This window comes from Donghicola mangrovi, from assembly GCF_013377535.1.
GTDB lineage: Bacteria > Pseudomonadota > Alphaproteobacteria > Rhodobacterales > Rhodobacteraceae > Donghicola > Donghicola mangrovi.
Window position 1 is genome coordinate 14,065 of record NZ_JABCJE010000003.1, and the last position, 17,012, is coordinate 31,076.

The window sequence follows — 17,012 nt, forward strand, 5'->3', positions numbered from 1 at the left end:
GATGGAGAATTCCCTCCGCGCCACGCCGCAAAACATCCACGCACAGTACGAGAAGTAGCTCAAAGACCTGCAAGAAGCCTATGGCGAGGGAGTACTCGAGTTGCGTATCAGAGCCCGTCCAGAGGGGGCTCTATCTACATACCTGCGCTGTCCGTGACTGGACCCGCTGCCATTTCCCCTGGTCAACTTGCAGGCGTTTCGGACGGCTTTGCTTCAGCCGGGGATGAGGAATGCGATGCGCTTTGCTGAAACCCAAGCTGCGCCTTCTGGCTGCATTTAAGATAGGGCGCTGAGTGCCCGATGTGAGCCGTGGGCCTGAAGCAGACCATCTCCTCAATGTCGCGGGTCAGACGCCAGGCTTCCATACGCCTCTTTCGTCCGTTAGACGTGAAAAAAATGGAGCGTCAAATTGATGCTAGAGACACCAGCGCGCATCGAGCCTTGCGGCCTTGAGGAGGCGGTTCCTGAAGCGCTCTCAGATTTGGTCGTGAAAATCAGTGTGGAAGCTGAAGCTCTTGGTTTGGGGCTGCATGAAGACACCGTCGCTGAGTTGCGCGCTGTCATGCGGATCACGAATTCCTATTTCTCCAACCTGATCGAAGGCCACAGAGTTAATCCTTGCGATATCGAACGCGCGGTCGAAGGCTGTTTCGATGAGGTTGAGAACAGCGTACTGGCACAAGAGGCTGCTGCGCTCATCGAGGCGCAGAGTTGGGTCGACGAAGTCGTGGCACACGGTACAGTGCCAACGTCAGCGGCCTTCATACGTGAGATCCATCGGCGCTTCTTTGAAACGCTGCACCCTGATCTTCGGGTTGCCGAGCATGGCTCGTTGCGGCGTGAGATTGTCCCGGGCCAATTTCGAGTCGAGGGTCATGAGGTTAGCGTCGGTCTTCACATTCCTCCTTCTGCGCATCGGGTCGAAGCTTTCATGGCGCATTTCGAACGCCGCTATTTCGGCCTGACGCGGGGTGCTCGCGGGCGCGTCCTGTCAATTCCAGCTGCGCATCATCGGCTAAATTTCATTCACCCGTTCGATGACGGGAATGGTCGCGTCAGTCGTTTGATGTCTCATGCAATGTGCCAAGCTGCTGGTATCAGTGGCCGAGGTTTATGGTCTATAAGCCGTGGTCTGGCGCGCGGGCTGAACGACCCTTTGGAATACAAGCAGCGGATGGAAGCAGCAGACCAACCGCGCCGAGGGGATCGGGATGGTCGCGGCAATCTCTCCCTTGCCATGCTTGAAAGTTTCACCGGTTGGTTCTTAGGCGTCATCCACGAACAACTGCTTTTTACCAAGGACCTTTTCAATTCGGCGTCTCTCTGCGAACGATATATTGCTTTGGTCTGCGAAATATTCCCGGACCAGAATGGCCTACCGAATTTGGTCTCCCATGTTTTTCATCATGGTGAGATGGCGATTGAGGATGCATGTCAAATGCTTGGAGCCTCACATCTTCCGGCACTGCTAGAGCTGTCAGATCGAGGTTTCCTTAAACAGGCGAGTGCGACCTGTCCCATTCGGCTGGCTTTCCCGATTGAGCACCATCAAACGCTATTCCCGAAGCTTTTCCAACTTTCTGATTCAGTTTGATTTGCTGCGAAATACGTTTTGGCACCTGGGGAAAAGATCACTTAGGGTTTGGTACAGATGCTGGTGATCGGTAGCGCCGTATTGGCTTTCGATTGGCATCACATTGTCCGTGGCGTCCGTGCAGTAAATGTCGGCGGGGAAACTCTCGACCCCGACCTCTATTTTCAGCTTGGTAAATTCACCAAGGCCCAACGTGCTGGCTAGCACAGACAGATTTTCGGCTCGGCCCAGCCAAAGCGTGAAGTCTCTAGGTCCTGATGGTCAGACAGCGCGAGTGCTTTGCTTTTCAGGTCGTCCAATTTGTAAATTTTGCGAAGTGAGTGCGCGGTAGCCGTTCATGAACAAATTGTGGATGGACTCAGGGTTGTCCCATTTCTGTTTCTATCCGCATTAGCGCGGTAGCCGTTCATGAACGTAAATCTGGGCGTCATCGCCGTTGTCGCAGTCTGTTTCTATCCGCATTAGCGCGGGAGCGGTTCATGAACCAATCACAACTGGAAAATCGATCCGGTGATCCGGGTTTCTATCCGCATTAGCGCGGGAGCGGTTCATGAACGGGGTTTCTGGAAGCCAGTGAAAAATATTGGGAAAATACAGCACTTTCCAAGGTCGAGGTTTGTCCGGTAGATTTTCAGTATTGTTTCCTCTCTTTTTGTGTTTTGCAACTAAAATACTTAAATAATTTCAGGGCGTTGTTAGATTTCCAAGGTTGATTTTCGCGATTCCGCCCCCTCATAGCACTATGATGGACCGATGCGTGATCTTTTCTCAACCCTGATTTCTGACGAACAATTGGTTTCTGCTTGGGGAAAAGTGGCCGAAAATTCTGGGTCGCCAGGCGGCGATGGCGTGACGATCCAAAAATTCCAGCGCCGATTGGAGCAGAATATCCGACTATTGCAGGCACAACTGCGGGATGGGGATTACTTTCCCGGTCCCTTGCGGGCGGTGGATATTCCAAAACGTGACGGCGGGCAGCGACGGCTGAACATACCTTGCGTCAGGGACCGCATCGCGCAAACTGCGGTCGCACAGCTGCTTGATCCGGTTCTGGACCCGCTATTTTCGCCGGACAGCTTTGCCTATCGCTCTGGTCGGTCAGTGGATATGGCGGTGCGTCGGGTGGATGCGCTCCGGCGGCAGGGCTATGGCTGGGTGGCTGAAAGCGACATTCGCCGCTGCTTTGACAGTATTCCGCATGAGCCTTTGCTGGCTCGGCTCTCAGAGGTGCTACGTGATCATCCTGGGCGGGACGAAACGCTGGATCTGATCGCCCTGTGGCTGGAGCATTTCGGGGCCGAGATGGACACGCCCGGTGTTGGGCTGTCCCAAGGGTCGCCAATCGCGCCACTATTGTGCAACTTCTATCTGGATCAGTTCGATGACGGCTTGGCCGAGATCGGAATTCGCTGCGTCCGATTTGCCGATGACTTTGTGCTGCTGGCCAAGACAGAAGCGCAGGCCCATAACGCATTGGGGCACGCCTCGGGTATTCTGCGCGAACACGGGCTAGAGCTGCATGGCGACAAGACCCGCGTGGTGCCCTTCGACGAGGGGATGGAGTTTCTGGGCCACTTGTTCATCCGCTCAATGGTTCTTCGGCAGGTCAGTGATCCCGATGAGGATAGCGGAACACTTCTGAAAGCTGCTCCGCCTGCCGTGCTGCCCGCAGATGACCCACAGCACGACGCCGAGGCATATCGAGTATTGTATCTGACGGAAGATGAGTTGGTTCTTGACCTGCGGAACCTGTCGTTCTCGGTTCAGCGTGAGGGGCATGAGGTCATGGCCGTTCACCCCGAGGCGGTTGCGCGGGTTGAGGTGGGGCCAGACGCGACAGTAACGGACAGGGCGCTGCGGCAGGCACTGGCGGCGGGAGTGGAGCTGGCTTTTGTTGACGGACGTGGTCAAACCAAGGGGTGGCTGCGCGCCCCTGAATTTGACCGGGCGGGGCTGCATCTGGCGCAGGCGCGACTGTGTCTGGATCCGGCATTTTCTTTGGATATGGCGCGGCGGCTGGTAGATTTGCGACTGCGCAACATGCGCGCTCAGTTGCATCGGTTGAATCGGGGGAGTCGTGATCCTCAGGTCATTGCGGCAACGGCGGCGCTGGGGCGTATCCTGCGCAAGTTGCCCGATTGCGGCGCTGTGCCCGAATTGATGGGGCAAGAAGGGGCCGCAGCTGCTCTTTATTGGCCAGCCTTGGGCAGGTTGTGCGCGGCCGTGCAGGGGAATTTCATGCGGCAGCGTCCCGCGCTTGATCCGTTGAATGCGGCGATTAACTACCTGACGGCGATGTTGGAGCGGGACATCCATTCTGCCATTTTGCGCGCTGGTCTGCATCCTGGATTCGGGCTTTTACATACGCCCCGCGACCGGCACGAAGCCTGTGTCTATGACCTGATGGAGGGGTTTCGCGCCCCGTTGACCGAAGGCGTGGCGGTTACTTTGTTCAACCAATCGCGCCTGCGGGATCAGATGTTCGACGTGTGCGATGACAGTGTTCGGATTGATCGCGAAGGCATCCGGGCCTTGATCACAGGTTATGAGCGGACAGTGTCACGCAAATTGCGCTCGGTTCATTCGAGACAACAGCGCACGTGGCGCGCGATCATGCTGGAAGAGGCACGGGCCTTTGGTCGCCATTGTTCCGACCCGACCAAAAATCCTTTTAAGGGGCAGGTGCTGGACTACTGACCCAGCGCCCGCACAGTCCGCATTAGCGCGGTGAAGGTTCATGAACTTAAAAATACAAACAAATAACCTTGAAAGTAGGTTTCTATCCGCATTAGCGCGGTGAAGGTTCATGAACCGTACTTTTATCCCGAGAGCAAGTTCGGAAATGTTTCTATCCGCATTAGCGCGGTGAAGGTTCATGAACTTGTTGTTCGTCCGCGTCCCAAGAAAAAGAAAGTTTCTATCCGCATTAGCGCGGTGAAGGTTCATGAACAAAAATCTCTGATGTCGACGATCTTGCAACCCTCAGTTTCTATCCGCATTAGCGCGGTGAAGGTTCATGAACCGAATCTTTGAGGAACTATCCTAGAACAACAGTTCTCTGTTTCTATCCGCATTAGCGCGGTGAAGGTTCATGAACACTTCATTTTCGCTATCATCACTACCGTCGTTACGTTTCTATCCGCATTAGCGCGGTGAAGGTTCATGAACAATAGTGGAATACTTGCGAAAATTGTTAGCGGTCAGTTTCTATCCGCATTAGCGCGGTGAAGGTTCATGAACTCATCAGGTCGCCGGGCATGGGAATGCTCACGTTTCTATCCGCATTAGCGCGGTGAAGGTTCATGAACTCTACGGTGGTGGTGCGGCTGTAAAGGTCTAAGTTTCTATCCGCATTAGCGCGGTGAAGGTTCATGAACAAAAAAAAAAAAAAGAACTCGCTAATTTCATGAGAGTTTCTATCCGCATTAGCGCGGTGAAGGTTCATGAACATTTATGACTGGGAGGTCATTCATGCATTATTCGCGTTTCTATCCGCATTAGCGCGGTGAAGGTTCATGAACAGGGTTGCTGCAGGTCATTGATCTTATTTATGAATTCGACCACCTTTCCAATGTCGATTTTCAAGCGGGGCTTGTAGATTGATTAAGCCTCGGTCTTGAATGTCAAAATTTAAAATTCACACGAAAAATCAATAACTTGATAATTTCCAAGGTTGATTTCCCATTGTTTTCATTGTGATGCAAGCTTTGTACGCCCTGATCCAAAAATCAACCCTGATTTTGGGGGTGATAGTGCGCCAAGCGAAACGGATATTTTTTGGGGTCGTCGGGGTGTAAATGTGTAAGTTCTATTTTATATTTTGGCTGCCTGAGTGTTTCCAAAATTTTTCACGGTGTAGAGCCATGAGTTCGTACTTCGTGTAAGCTCAAGTATTCTTTGAATTTTTGTGTTCCTTCAACATATTTCTCGGGGAATTTTATTTTTTGATTTCTGGGGTTCTCAAATTTGTACGTTTCTGCAAGCTTGTTGCAAATTACGGATTTTAAGAAATGATTTGGACTGCAGATTTCGATGTTGTCACGCCACTTTTCGGTGCTGGAAATGATCAGAGTGTGCCGGAGATCCGGCTAACAAGCATCAAGAACGAGATTGTCTTCTGGTGGCGCGCAATCGCCTTCCAGAGCTATCTTGCGGCCACCAAAGATCCTGCTCCCTATCGGGAGGCCCTGTCTCGTCTGCAAAAGGACGAGCGCCTGCTGTTCGGGGATGCCACCCGTGGTCAAGGGCTGTTTGTCGCAGCGCTGAGCGGTAAGTCTGGGGATAAACTTACAGCCAATGCCCTTTTCGATCCGAAAAAGAGGCCGGGCGTGACCTACATGGGCTATGGTCTGGCAGAAAACTGTAAGAACCGAGAATACGTGGAAGATGCCCGTTTCACCCTGACTTTCAGGTTTAAACCCGCAGTCGCCCGTGATCCTGCCAAAGCAGAGCTGCTTAAGTCCTTGTACCGTGCCATACGAATGACGGGATTGATTGGGGCTTTTGGCGGTCGCAAGCGGCGTGGCTTTGGTAGCTTGTCATTGCGGGCTTTTGAAGGGTGTCCGTATTGCGACGAATTTGTGCCGGTGGTCGATGCACCTGATTTGAAGCAACAGATCGCGGCATTGGCTGGCTCACGGAATGTAGGCGGTCAGCAATGGGAGTTGAGCGCTTTCGCCAAGGAAACCGAAATCCGCATTTGGAGCTCTGGAGGTTTCAAAAGCGGACAAGATGCTCTGGAAGCCGCTGGCAATGAGTTTCGAACCTATCGAAGCTGGAAGCCACTCCTATACAACTTTCGCCCTGACCATGACTGGTTCAAATCAGCGTGGTCAACAGACAAAGAACACGATCAAAGTAAGTGGCGTTGTCGACCGAATAATGTACCAGAGCGTGCCGCATTTGGTCTGCCCCATAACTACTTCAAATATGGCAAAAATGTAGGACTTGAAAACCTGAAGGCCAAGGTTGCGCCGTCGGAGACCGACGTAGAACGGCGCGCCAGTCCGCTGATCTTTCGGATCGCCCGTGTTGGAAAGATTTACGTTCCTGTCGCGATCTTCTTTGACAATCTTTTCCTTCCAAATTTCAAGAACGGCACGGTCGGGACGCTGAAGATCGCTGGAGATAGCAACGTCAAGTATCGGTACGAGCGTCAGGTTATTTTGGATTTCTTGGATGGTGCAATTCGCCATGGCAGCGCCGGCTCAAGAGGATCAGCTGGCAACGCACCATTTGGCGAAAGGGTTGCTTGATGGACAAGAAAATCCTTCATTTCACGATCGGCCCTGTTCAGGGATTTATCAATGATGCCCGCAGGCTGCGAGATTATTGGGCTGGTTCGTTTTTACTGTCATTGTTGTCCGGTCACGCCATGCAAGCAGTGACCAAGGCGGGTGGACAGGTTGTCTTCCCACAGGTGGAGAATGATCCGCTTTTTACGGCATTGAGCGAGCGGAAGGGTGCGCCATACATTGGATCCCTTCCAAACCGCTTCATGGCAGTGGTTTCCGCTGAAGAAGCGGCAGATATTGCTCGGCGAAGTACGCAGGCCGTGAATGATGCTTGGGCGGAAATCTGCGAGGCTATTTGGGATGCATTCTTCGAAAGTGTGTCTTCAAAAAGTGCGGATGGCGGTTCAGCCGCAGCGCGGATATGGCAGCGACAAATTCAAAACTTTTGGTCTACAGCCTGGGTTGTCGGTGAAGCTCCGAATGATGGCAGCGATGGTGCATGGCTGGACTTGCGCAAGAACTGGCGAACCCATTTTCCTGACAGTATCGAGGACGGGGATCATTGTCGCCTGATGGGACAATACCAGGAATTGTCCGGGTTCCATCGCATCGGGGGGCGGAGGCGGCAGCAGGCCTTTTGGGAATGCGTCCGCGCGAAGCTCGGGCAGGAAAGCTTGGATGTGTCTCCGAACGAGCCGCTTTGTGCGATTGCCTCAGTTAAGCGACTTTTCCCAATTCTTGTGCGTCAAAAAGGGAAGATTGGAAGTGCTTTGCCCTTTTGTCCCGGTGATGGGGTTTTGAATATCCGGAACTGGCCATCGACGAGTTATATTGCGGCCTCTCCTTGGCTTCGGGGCATTGATCGCAGTGCTGATGGGGTTGAAGAGAGCCTGCAAAATTATGCGGAGACAGCAAAAAACATTTTCCCTTCAGCAGCATTCTCTGAATGGGAAAGCCCAGAGCTTTTAGGTCTCCCATACGACAGAAACTCAAGATTTTTTCGCCTTGATGGGCACTTGCTCCACGAAGACGCGATCCCGGGAACGGTAAAGGATTTTCAAAAACGCACCGCAACAGTATTAGATCATCGAACTTCTCAGAAGCTGCAAGCCTCTCTCAAGGAGTTGCAAGGCAAGATTGGAAACCGACCGTCCGAGTTCTATGCAATTCTGAGAATGGATGGTGATAGCATCGGGGCCGCACTACGAGAGGAACCTGACGTCATAAAAGCCGCGCTAGCAGACTTCACCCGTGATGTCGCAGTTGCATTTGATCCGGGATCTCAAGAGGCGGTGGCTGGTGTCTTGGTGTATGCTGGAGGCGATGATGTTTTGGCGGTGTTGCCCGCTGACGAAGCTATAGAAACAGCCATGAAAATGCGCGAAATATACAGCGCATCATTTGCAAAATTTTCCAAGAAATCAGCGCAGTATACGCTCTCAGGTTCGATCATTTTCGCTCATTTCAAGCGTACACCTTTATCGACAGCTTTGAGGCAATCCAGCCACTATCTTGATGTGGTTGCTAAAGATCAAAATGGCAGGAACTCACTGGCAATCGCTGTCCTGAAGCCAGGTGGAGTGCAGTCGGATTGGGTCTGTGCATTTGAAGCGGGAGGGGGCCTGATAAAGCAGCTTGATGAAATTGCGCAGCTTGGACTGGGTGTTGATGGAGGCGCAGGTTTGGCGGGCGGCTTCTTTCACGCTGTAGAACGGAAATATGGAACACTCTTTAAATCTGGAAATAGTGTAGACATGAAAGTCCTGCTTTCGCCACTCGTCACGCATCAACTGCGACAGCAATACGGAAGAAATGAAGCAGCCAAAGAAATTAGGGAACTGTCCGAGAAAATCTGCTCAATCTACTCGCCACTTTGTGGCCCATCAGCGGATCAGGATCCAGGCGTGAGTTTTGGTGGTGGACAGGTAATCCGGTTCCTGAATTCCGATGGCACTATTGCTTCAATTGCAAACAAAAGGGCGCGGCATGATGACTGAAAGATCATTCCGCTTTGATGCTAACGATACCCTGATGTTTCGGGATGGCGCTCCCTTTAATCAGGCTGATGACGGCGCAGCTCAGGCTCGGAGTGTTTTCCCACCTAACAGTTCAACGCTAATCGGTGCGCTCAGACTTAAACTGGCGCAAAACTTGGGTTTTCCCGAACAAGCTTGGCCCTCCAATTTCTTGGGAGATGGTGTGAATTGGCAATCCGAAAAGAGTGTTCTCGGTAGTCTCCAATTCTCCCCTATTTTGCTTTCTAGGAGGAACGAGGGGCAGACGAGTGTTTTACTCCCGTGTCCGCTGAGTGTGGTAAATGTGCAGTCTGAAAGCGGAATCCAGCCCGCACTTCTTTCGCCGAGTGACGAAACTTTTGAAACAGATATTGGTGCTGTCCGTTTGCCTGCGGTGTCGAGCGCCATGCGCTTTGGCAAGGTCAAGCAGCTCTCCCAATCCTTTGTCGAATTGGATGATTTTTCGCGGATTCTGAACGGGCTTCCGCCAAAGAATCCGGTCGCCGCCAACAAACTTTGGTCAAATGAGGTTCGAACCGGTATCGGGATTGATGAAACGTCACGGCATACGCGAGATGGTGAGCTTTATTTCGCGTCTCACATTCGTCTTCATGATGACGTCTCGCTCGATTTTTCGGTGACAGGGCTTGGGTGTGATGAGATTGCCTCCTGTTCTCTACCCGTTGGCGGAGAGCATAGGATGATGCATCTGTCTAATTCCGAGATTAGCTTCGCCTCGGTACTGAAGACCATTCAAGAAGCCCAGTCCGATGATGCCGGGCGAAGAGGCTATTGCGCGATAGCTTTGTCACCGATGCTTTTGAAAAAAACAATTGTGCCAGGCACATCCCTGCATCCCGAATTGTCGGGTACTCTTGTCTCGGCCTGTGTTGGCACAGCCGAATGGGCTGGTGGTTGGGACTCTTTAAGCAGACGCCCGATCCCGATGGTGCAACTGCTGCCCGCTGGGACAGTTCTGTTCTTTGAAAAAGCTCTGGGAATAGAGACCCCGAAACAGGGATCAATTATTAAAGTTGGCGCAGCGACCGAATGGGGCTTGGGTCACATGATTATTGGAAATTGGAGAAAAAACACATGAGCGCGATTGTATCGTTTCTTGCAGAAACACCCGTGCATGTGGGTATTGGGCAATCGAATGCTGCGATTGATTTGCCTTTTGCAAGGGAGTCTTCGACCGGCTTTCCTCATGTTCCGGGATCAGGAATGAAAGGTGCATTTCGTGTGTGGTCGAATGGCGCTGGTTTCGACGATGGTGCGAAAAAGGATCTCTTTGGGGTTGCCGCAGATGAAGATGAAGGATCCGACAAAGGCGCTGGCAGCATCTTACTTGGAGAAGCCCGTCTTGCCCTGTTGCCGGTGCGATCTGTGTCTCACAGCTATCTTTATATTACCTGTCCTACCATCTTGCGCCGCCTCTCCCAAGATGTTGCGCGTGCTGGTGTAAGCCTCGCGTTTCCAAAGCTCGATGAAATTGCTGAAGGAAAGTGTTTGTCCGAGAGCGAAATAATCGGTTTGGAGGAAAGAGAGTTTCAGCGACAAGGCTATGTCCCTGAAGGACTTTCAGAGACTTTAATTTCATTATTTCCACAGCGTTTTTCGAATGAAGATGAGCTGGGAAATCGGATCGTCATTCTGAATGATGCGGATTTTTCCTGGTTTGCTGAATTTGCTCTTCAAGTTGTGACGCGCAACAGCCTTGACGAGAACAAACGTGTGAAAACCGGTGCTCTTTGGAGTGAAGAGCTTCTTCCGACTGATAGCTTGCTGTGGATGTTTCTTGGGACCCGTAATGGCACTTTGGAAAAAGTTCGCACGGCGATTGTTGCTGAACCATACCTGCAAGTGGGGGGGAACGAGACTATTGGGCAGGGCTGGTTGCATATGCAATGTCTTCCCCTCGGAGCTGCCATATGATGACTCTTGATCAACGGCGCGCAAAATTTGCACTTGAAAAGGTCAACGAGGTTGTCGGGTTATCTGCGGAGCCCAACAGCGCTTATCGCGCCTACGTCCGGAAATTTCCATCCACAGTACAGCGGAACGGCCTCATGCAGGCTCTGGCGCTCGAGCTGGCGCTGGCCAATCGCTCTGGCGGCGATGCGGCTGCACATAAGCATGTGCTCTGCCATGTCTCGGCTTGGCTGGTTGATCCTTCTGGATGGGGCCCCAGAAGCCCGCACTTCACGGAGAAGTCGTTCAATTATCTCTCAACAGACCTGGTTAAACGGATGTCGGAGGGTACTGAAAAGGAACTGATACGTACCCAATACGAGATGATGACTTATCTGCGATGGCTTAAGACCTTTGCAGAAGCGCTGATCCCGCCGCCTGAAAAAGGAAATTCGGAACCGGCGCCTGAGGAAGGGGTATGATGCAGCTTCTATCAGGCGGTCGGGAACGCAAGGTTGTCCCGGTAAACAAAGGGCTGCAGTTCGATAAGTTCTTCGACAGATGGGAAGCGAGCCAGGAATTTGACGTCAAGAACCCCGAAAAGCAGGCTTGGATCAAAGAATTCGCCAAGAACCCCGTTGGAGTTAAGGAGGAGCTAAAGCGCGCTGTCGAACGGCAAACTTCTCTTTTGAGTAAACAGAAGGGCTGGTGCGTCAAAGCCGATACCGCATCTCGGGTGATCACAGGCATGGGGCTACCTCATCCCCTAGAAAATGGTTTGCTTTGGCACCACACGCTTGGGGTGCCGTATATTTCGGGCAGCTCGCTAAAAGGGATGTGCCTTGCTTGGGCGCGTGAGTGGCTTGAGTGGGAAAAGCCGGAGATTGATCGCATTTTTGGTTCAGCGAATTGCCAAGGGTCAGTAATCTTCTTTGATGCTTTGCCGATTGTGCCACTAAAACTCGTGGCTGATATTATAACGCCCCATGGAAGCTGGCGTTTGGTAGATGTGCCGAAGGAAGGGGCTATCCAGACACCTTCGGATTGGGCCACGCCCGTGCCATCCCCCTTTCTTGCGATTGAAGAGCAGCAAACATTCCAGTTTTCATGTGCGCCGGTAAATCGGCGAAGTGATGCAGATAAGACGGACTGTGATGCCATTCAGGCCGTACTGTTTGAAGCGCTTGAGTGGTTGGGGATCGGTGCCAAAACGGCTGTGGGCTACGGGCGCTTTTTGAGTGTCGAGAGACGAAAAAATCTAGATCAGAATTCTTCTAAGCGGAGAAGTTTGGCGGAAAAAAGACTGGCTGAACAAACACCGGAGTTGACGAAACGAGTAGGTTCGATCTGCTTTTATTGCGGAGAAGAGGTGAAGGTCATCGCACTGAGTGCAGGTGCTGCGAACATCGAGTATCTAGAAGATGGCACGGTTGTTAATGGCATCCCTCTCAAAGCTCTAAATCTCAAACTCAGATGACAGACTGGTTTGTGTCTCGTCATCAAGCGACCATGGAATGGGCCAAAGGGCAGCACATTGCAGCCAATTTCGTCTCGCACTTGGATATTGCGAAGGTGCAGCAGAATGATCGCGTCTATGGCACTTTACCAATCCAATTGGTCGCAGAGGTTTGCGCCAAAGGGGCGCGATATTTTCATGTCATACTTGATTTGCCTGCAGAGCATAGGGGCAAGGAACTGACCATGGTGGATCTGCAACGTTTCGGAATTAGGCTGCAGGAATTTATGGCGAAAGAAATTTTAGATGGACGCTAAAACAAGGATCGTTTCGGCAAATTGGATGGCGGGGCCCGCGGCGATCGTTGCCGTTGTGCTTTCCGGGATCGTTTACAGTTCGGAAAAGCTGTGGGATCACATTTGGGAGGACCTTGATCAGGCCCACGTTTTTCTTTTCACCATTCCACTGTTTGCTCTTCTGCTCTGGGGATGCGCATACCTTTTCGCGCCGCGTGTCAATCGGATTACTCAGGCCACCGCCCGTGTTCGGACGGATGCAGAACTTACACCACCCGAGTATTTAATCACAGGCTATTCGCCAATCGGAAACCTGTCTGGTTTTGACGCGACGGTGAAGGCGCAGGCCTTGGTAGAGGATTTTGAAGGTAACCTTGGTAATGTGTGTGATGAGCATAAACTGGATCGCAATCTTTACCCACTGTCATGGCAACAGAACTTGCGCGTGATCCGTGCGGCGTGTCGCAAAGGGAAATTGAAGCAAGTTCTGGTTGTAGAGCCAAACTTCGACCAATTCGAAGCTTTCCAAACCTGCATTTCGGGTTTTTGTCCTGAAATCGATGTCAAAAGAGTTTCTGCCAAAGGAAACCCCTCGGCCAGATTTACGACCATGTATGGTAGTGTAGAGGGGCAGGACTATGAGAATTTCGATTACGTCACAGCAGCGATTGCGCGTGCTTTCGAGATGATCGCCGAGGATGCGGGGAAAAAGATAGAAGACCTGGAGGATAGGGTCGCCTTCGATGTCACTCCTGGCCTGAAAATCTTTTCGATCGCAACAGCGATCCAGTCTTTGAACAGGAATGCGATCTTTTATTACGCCAAGACGAATGGACCAGATCAGGGCAAGGTAATAGCCTATGATGCCTCTATCGGGTTCTCGACATCGCCAATGTAACATTTGCATAATTCCCATGAGTAAAAGGCCGTCCCGAAGGCGGCCTTTTTGCATTGGTGCGGTGAAGGTTCATGAACCAGGGGGAAATCCTATCTAATGTTTGACCCAAGTTTCTATCCGCATTGGCGCGGTGAAGGTTCATAAACCGGACAATCCGCTTCCTAATTCCAGACACTCAGTTTCTATCCGCATAAGCGCGGTGAAGGCTCATGAACCCGATGAATCACCTCAGCTGGACGGGGTAATCTCGGATTACTCTACTCCTGGGTTTCCAATGTTTCTATCCGCATTAGCGCGGTGAAGGTTCATGAGCGCGTCAAGTTTTCCACAGGAAAGGGCGTGTTTGCGTTTCTATCCGCATTAGCGCGGTGAAGGTTCATGAACATAACGGCGCAATCCTAGGAGCATAACGATGGGTTTCTATCCGCATTAGCGCGGTGAAGGTTCATGAACGGTTTTTAGAGTTCACCACGGTGGGCAAGGTATTTTTCTATCCGCATTAGCGCGGTGAAGGTTCACGAACAATGCAGCGGCCCTCGGAGTTGAAGAGAAAGGTTTCTATCCGCATTAGCGCGGTGAAGGTTCATGAACCTTCGGTGGTCTCGCAAGACCTGTCCGCAATAGTTTCTATCCGCATTAGCGCGGTGAAGGTTCATGAACATTCAATTTTTCTGCTTAGGACCTATTATATTTGTGTTTCTATCCGCATTAGCGCGGTGAAGGTTCATGAACTAATTTTTCGGGAGGGACTATTGTCCAAAACTGGTAAGTTTCTATCCGCATTGGCGCGGTGAAGGTTCATGAACAAACCATCGGTGAAAACAAGCAGCGCCCTGTTTCTATCCGCATTAGCGCGGTGAAGGTTCATGAACAGGGTTTCTGGAAGATACTGATTTTGTTGATGAAAAAACCATTGCTTTCCAAGGTCGAGCATTTCTCCTTTTATTTTGCAATGTGAAACACTGAATTACGTGTCGCAAAATCGCAAATTTATGAGGTCGTACAGGTGTTTACACTTTTTCCAAGGTTGAATTATTGACTCTGGCGCTGTGTCGCGCAAGCTTTAGTTGAAGTTTTTTCATGAGGACGGGAAATGGCAAGAACAAAGATGCTGATGGTCTTTGTTTATGACGTATCGTCCGCAAAACGCCGCCGGAAGGTCGCCGGAATACTAGAGAAACACGCAACTCGGGTGCAGTACTCGGTCTTTGAGGCGCGCCTAAGTCAACGCAAGGCTGATACGATTGCAGAACGTGCGGCGACGCATCTGGATGCGGGCGATAGTCTGCGGATGTACGCGGTCGGGGCGGACGGATTTCAACGCTCTCGCGTCTTTGGCAGCAGCATTCCCATGCAAACCGCCGAGGGGTTCTGGCTGATATGAACCATATGTCTCGGGTCTCGATGACCCAGATCAGAAACAGTTTGTCTATGGCACAGGCCGAGAGTTGGACATGGCCGCAAGCCGCCGCCGCTCTGCGCTGGACGGATATAGAGGTTGCTTTGCCAACAGGCGCGGCCCGCAGCACAATCCCCCGTCTGTTGGCCTTGCGCGGGGCGCTGGGACAGGCCCTGGATATTGCGCAAGATCCGAATTGGTCTGATCATCCGTCGGCAGGCCAGATGATGTTTCTGGAATGGCCCACCAGATTTAGCCGGGATGCATCTTATCCCAAGCCCTTCGTGCTCCAGGCAGATGATCAGACAGGTCTTTTGCGGCTGCGGCTGTTCGGCCCCTTGCAGGTGTGGGCGGATCTGTTGGCATCACATTTGGTGGCATTGCTTGAACGGGGGATTGCACATGCCGATGGCTGGTCGTCGGAGGCTGTACTCGGATGTCGGATTTCCCCGCGATCTCTTGGCGGGGCTGACTTTGCTTTGGGGCAACAAGCATTGCTGCGGTTTCTGACCCCGTTGTCGATGCGACAGGGTAAGGCCCTGCAAACATCTCCAGAGGCAGTTGTACGGGGAATTTATCGCCGCGCTGCCAGTATGCTCGCATGGCAAGGTGTCGGCTGCCCGATGCCTCCTCAGCAAGAGCAAGCGCGGATATTCTCTTGCCTGAAGGAAGTATCATGGGCTGAGAACGAGCTTGATCAATGGGAGCATCGGTCCAAGCGGCAGAAGACGCGCTATGCAGAGACGGGCGTCAAAGGTGTGATGCGTCTTGAGGGTGACCTAGACGGCATCGCTCATATGCTGCGGATAGGCGAGGTCGTCTGTGCTGGCGGAAATGGGGCGTACGGATGCGGACGTTTCGTGGTGATTTGAGGGGCAGGGGGTTAATGGCGTGGGGGCTGCCCCCAGAGATCGGTGTGCCAACGTAAGAAAGCAGTGGGCCACTATCGACGTTGCGTGAACCGCATGAGCTCTAGACTGTTCTAAATTGGGAGCTGTGAGTAGCCAAGTCTGCCCATTTTACGCTGGTAGGGTGTGCTTTGAAACGCCTCTCAGCGTAACGCTCTCTTTGGACTTTGGCGATGTTCGGGCGTTTGAAGAGGGGGAAACTCTTTGCCTCGATTCAAAAAACGTTCTCGAGATGCCCGAGACCGATTCGTCGTGCAAGCCTGCGTTTCACCTTTAGATTGCAGATCGGAAAATTAATTTCGACCTAAGAGTGTGCTGCTGGTAGGCAGTCAGGAACATCAGATTTCATTTTCTAAATTTTTTTTGGCCGAGATCTGCGTCGAAGACAAATCTAGGGCGCGAAATCGCCCTTCATCGCAGTGATTTTTTGTTTGTTTTCAACGCTTCCGGATTCTGATTTGCGAAAAAATGTTAATCTTATCAAATAGTTGGCAGTCGAAAAAAATTCTCTGAGGGTTGCGCCTTTTTGTTCAATCGGCTTAGAGCCGCCGCCGAACGCGCACGTTCATCTCGAAACCCTCAACTCCACCACCGGTCCCAGTGCATGCCTGGAGCCGGGGCGGCACCCGTATGACATGATGAACAACACACACGACTACCTGTATCACGATCTGTTAAAGCGCAGCATCAGTGCATTCCATGCCGTACTGAAGGGCTCGGAGCCTGACGTAGAACGCTGCGATGCTCCGATGATGGACCGATATGTGATCGTCCTTCAGGGCGAGACGATGAGCTTGCGCGGATGGGTTGAAGGACACCCGAGGCTTGGGACAAGTCTCATCCAGACATCTCTACTGATCCACATCAGCAAAGATCGCAAATGGGCCCGCACCTTATCGCGATGGTACCGACTGGGAGAGCCGGAACGGCTGGGCACATCGCAACTTTCATTGGGCATCGACCTTCCTAGTTTCTGCGTGCCGATAGGGCTCGACGGGATCAGCATACCGCTTCACTTGGCGCGCCGCGTCATGGAACTGCAGCCGACCCGTCTTACGGGAATGGCCGCAGAAAGAGGTTTCAATGATGTGTCGAAAACACTTTCGGACATCGCAAACAGGTGGCCACCGCAGACCTGATCGGATGCATTTCTTGGGGGAATTTTTTCGAAAATTTCGCTCAGAACTTTCATGACCTACGATTTCCTCTTGGGAAAGAAGAGATGCAGAAGTGGGGCGAGCAGCCATGAGAACTGTAATTCCCTGAATGCGGGCCGGGTGATTGGGGCGATCCTTCTGGGC

At 52.1% G+C, this 17,012-nt stretch carries 13 protein-coding genes and 2 CRISPR repeat arrays; all 13 genes read left to right on the forward strand.

The window, feature by feature from the left end; all coding sequences use genetic code 11:
- Positions 1-412 precede the first annotated feature (412 nt).
- The 13 genes from HJ536_RS08055 (at position 413) to HJ536_RS08115 (ending at position 16,850) form a co-directional block, all read left to right on the forward strand.
- Complete coding sequence (locus tag HJ536_RS08055; protein ID WP_177157351.1) at positions 413-1,594, forward strand: Fic family protein; 1,182 nt, start codon at positions 413-415, stop codon at positions 1,592-1,594.
- Positions 1,595-2,347: 753 nt separating this feature from the next.
- The gene (gene cas1 / locus HJ536_RS08060) at positions 2,348-4,291 is read left to right on the forward strand and encodes a CRISPR-associated endonuclease Cas1 (protein ID WP_177157352.1); all 1,944 of its coding nucleotides are present in this window, start codon (positions 2,348-2,350) and stop codon (positions 4,289-4,291) included.
- A gap of 9 nt (positions 4,292-4,300) precedes the next feature.
- Positions 4,301-5,115: direct repeats of the CRISPR family, unit length 37 nt; unit sequence GTTTCTATCCGCATTAGCGCGGTGAAGGTTCATGAAC.
- Positions 5,116-5,604: 489 nt separating this feature from the next.
- Positions 5,605-6,849, forward strand: coding sequence for an RAMP superfamily CRISPR-associated protein (locus HJ536_RS08065; RefSeq protein ID WP_177157353.1), 1,245 nt, complete (start codon positions 5,605-5,607; stop codon positions 6,847-6,849).
- Complete coding sequence (cas10, locus tag HJ536_RS08070) at positions 6,849-8,825, forward strand: type III-B CRISPR-associated protein Cas10/Cmr2 (protein ID WP_177157354.1); 1,977 nt, start codon at positions 6,849-6,851, stop codon at positions 8,823-8,825. The genes HJ536_RS08065 and cas10 overlap by 1 nt, the downstream gene beginning before the upstream one ends.
- Positions 8,776-9,942: a type III-B CRISPR module-associated Cmr3 family protein gene (locus tag HJ536_RS08075; RefSeq protein ID WP_177157355.1), complete on the forward strand. Its 1,167-nt coding sequence runs from the start codon at positions 8,776-8,778 to the stop codon at positions 9,940-9,942. The genes cas10 and HJ536_RS08075 overlap by 50 nt, the downstream gene beginning before the upstream one ends.
- Entirely contained in the window at positions 9,939-10,778 is an 840-nt protein-coding gene (gene cmr4, locus HJ536_RS08080) for a type III-B CRISPR module RAMP protein Cmr4 (protein WP_177157356.1), read from the forward strand. Before HJ536_RS08075 ends, cmr4 begins: the two co-directional genes overlap by 4 nt.
- A complete protein-coding gene (gene cmr5, locus HJ536_RS08085; protein ID WP_177157357.1) occupies positions 10,775-11,236 on the forward strand; it encodes a type III-B CRISPR module-associated protein Cmr5 in 462 nt (153 codons plus the stop codon). Before cmr4 ends, cmr5 begins: the two co-directional genes overlap by 4 nt.
- Complete coding sequence (gene cmr6 / locus HJ536_RS08090) at positions 11,233-12,231, forward strand: type III-B CRISPR module RAMP protein Cmr6 (RefSeq protein WP_177157358.1); 999 nt, start codon at positions 11,233-11,235, stop codon at positions 12,229-12,231. The genes cmr5 and cmr6 overlap by 4 nt, the downstream gene beginning before the upstream one ends.
- Entirely contained in the window at positions 12,228-12,527 is a 300-nt protein-coding gene (gene csx16, locus HJ536_RS08095; protein ID WP_177157359.1) for a CRISPR-associated protein Csx16, read from the forward strand. Before cmr6 ends, csx16 begins: the two co-directional genes overlap by 4 nt.
- The gene (locus HJ536_RS08100) at positions 12,517-13,404 is read left to right on the forward strand and encodes a hypothetical protein (protein ID WP_177157360.1); all 888 of its coding nucleotides are present in this window, start codon (positions 12,517-12,519) and stop codon (positions 13,402-13,404) included. Before csx16 ends, HJ536_RS08100 begins: the two co-directional genes overlap by 11 nt.
- A 109-nt stretch (positions 13,405-13,513) precedes the next feature.
- A CRISPR array of direct repeats spans positions 13,514-14,276; the repeat unit is 37 nt; unit sequence GTTTCTATCCGCATTAGCGCGGTGAAGGTTCATGAAC.
- A gap of 221 nt (positions 14,277-14,497) precedes the next feature.
- Positions 14,498-14,788: a CRISPR-associated endonuclease Cas2 gene (gene cas2, locus HJ536_RS08105; protein WP_177157361.1), complete on the forward strand. Its 291-nt coding sequence runs from the start codon at positions 14,498-14,500 to the stop codon at positions 14,786-14,788.
- A 20-nt stretch (positions 14,789-14,808) separates the two neighbouring features.
- Positions 14,809-15,675 (forward strand): CRISPR system precrRNA processing endoribonuclease RAMP protein Cas6, encoded by an 867-nt coding sequence (gene cas6, locus HJ536_RS08110; RefSeq protein WP_177157362.1) that lies wholly within the window; start codon positions 14,809-14,811, stop codon positions 15,673-15,675.
- 671 nt (positions 15,676-16,346) lie between these two features.
- The gene (locus tag HJ536_RS08115; RefSeq protein ID WP_177157363.1) at positions 16,347-16,850 is read left to right on the forward strand and encodes a DUF6634 family protein; all 504 of its coding nucleotides are present in this window, start codon (positions 16,347-16,349) and stop codon (positions 16,848-16,850) included.
- The last annotated feature ends 162 nt before the right edge of the window (positions 16,851-17,012 follow it).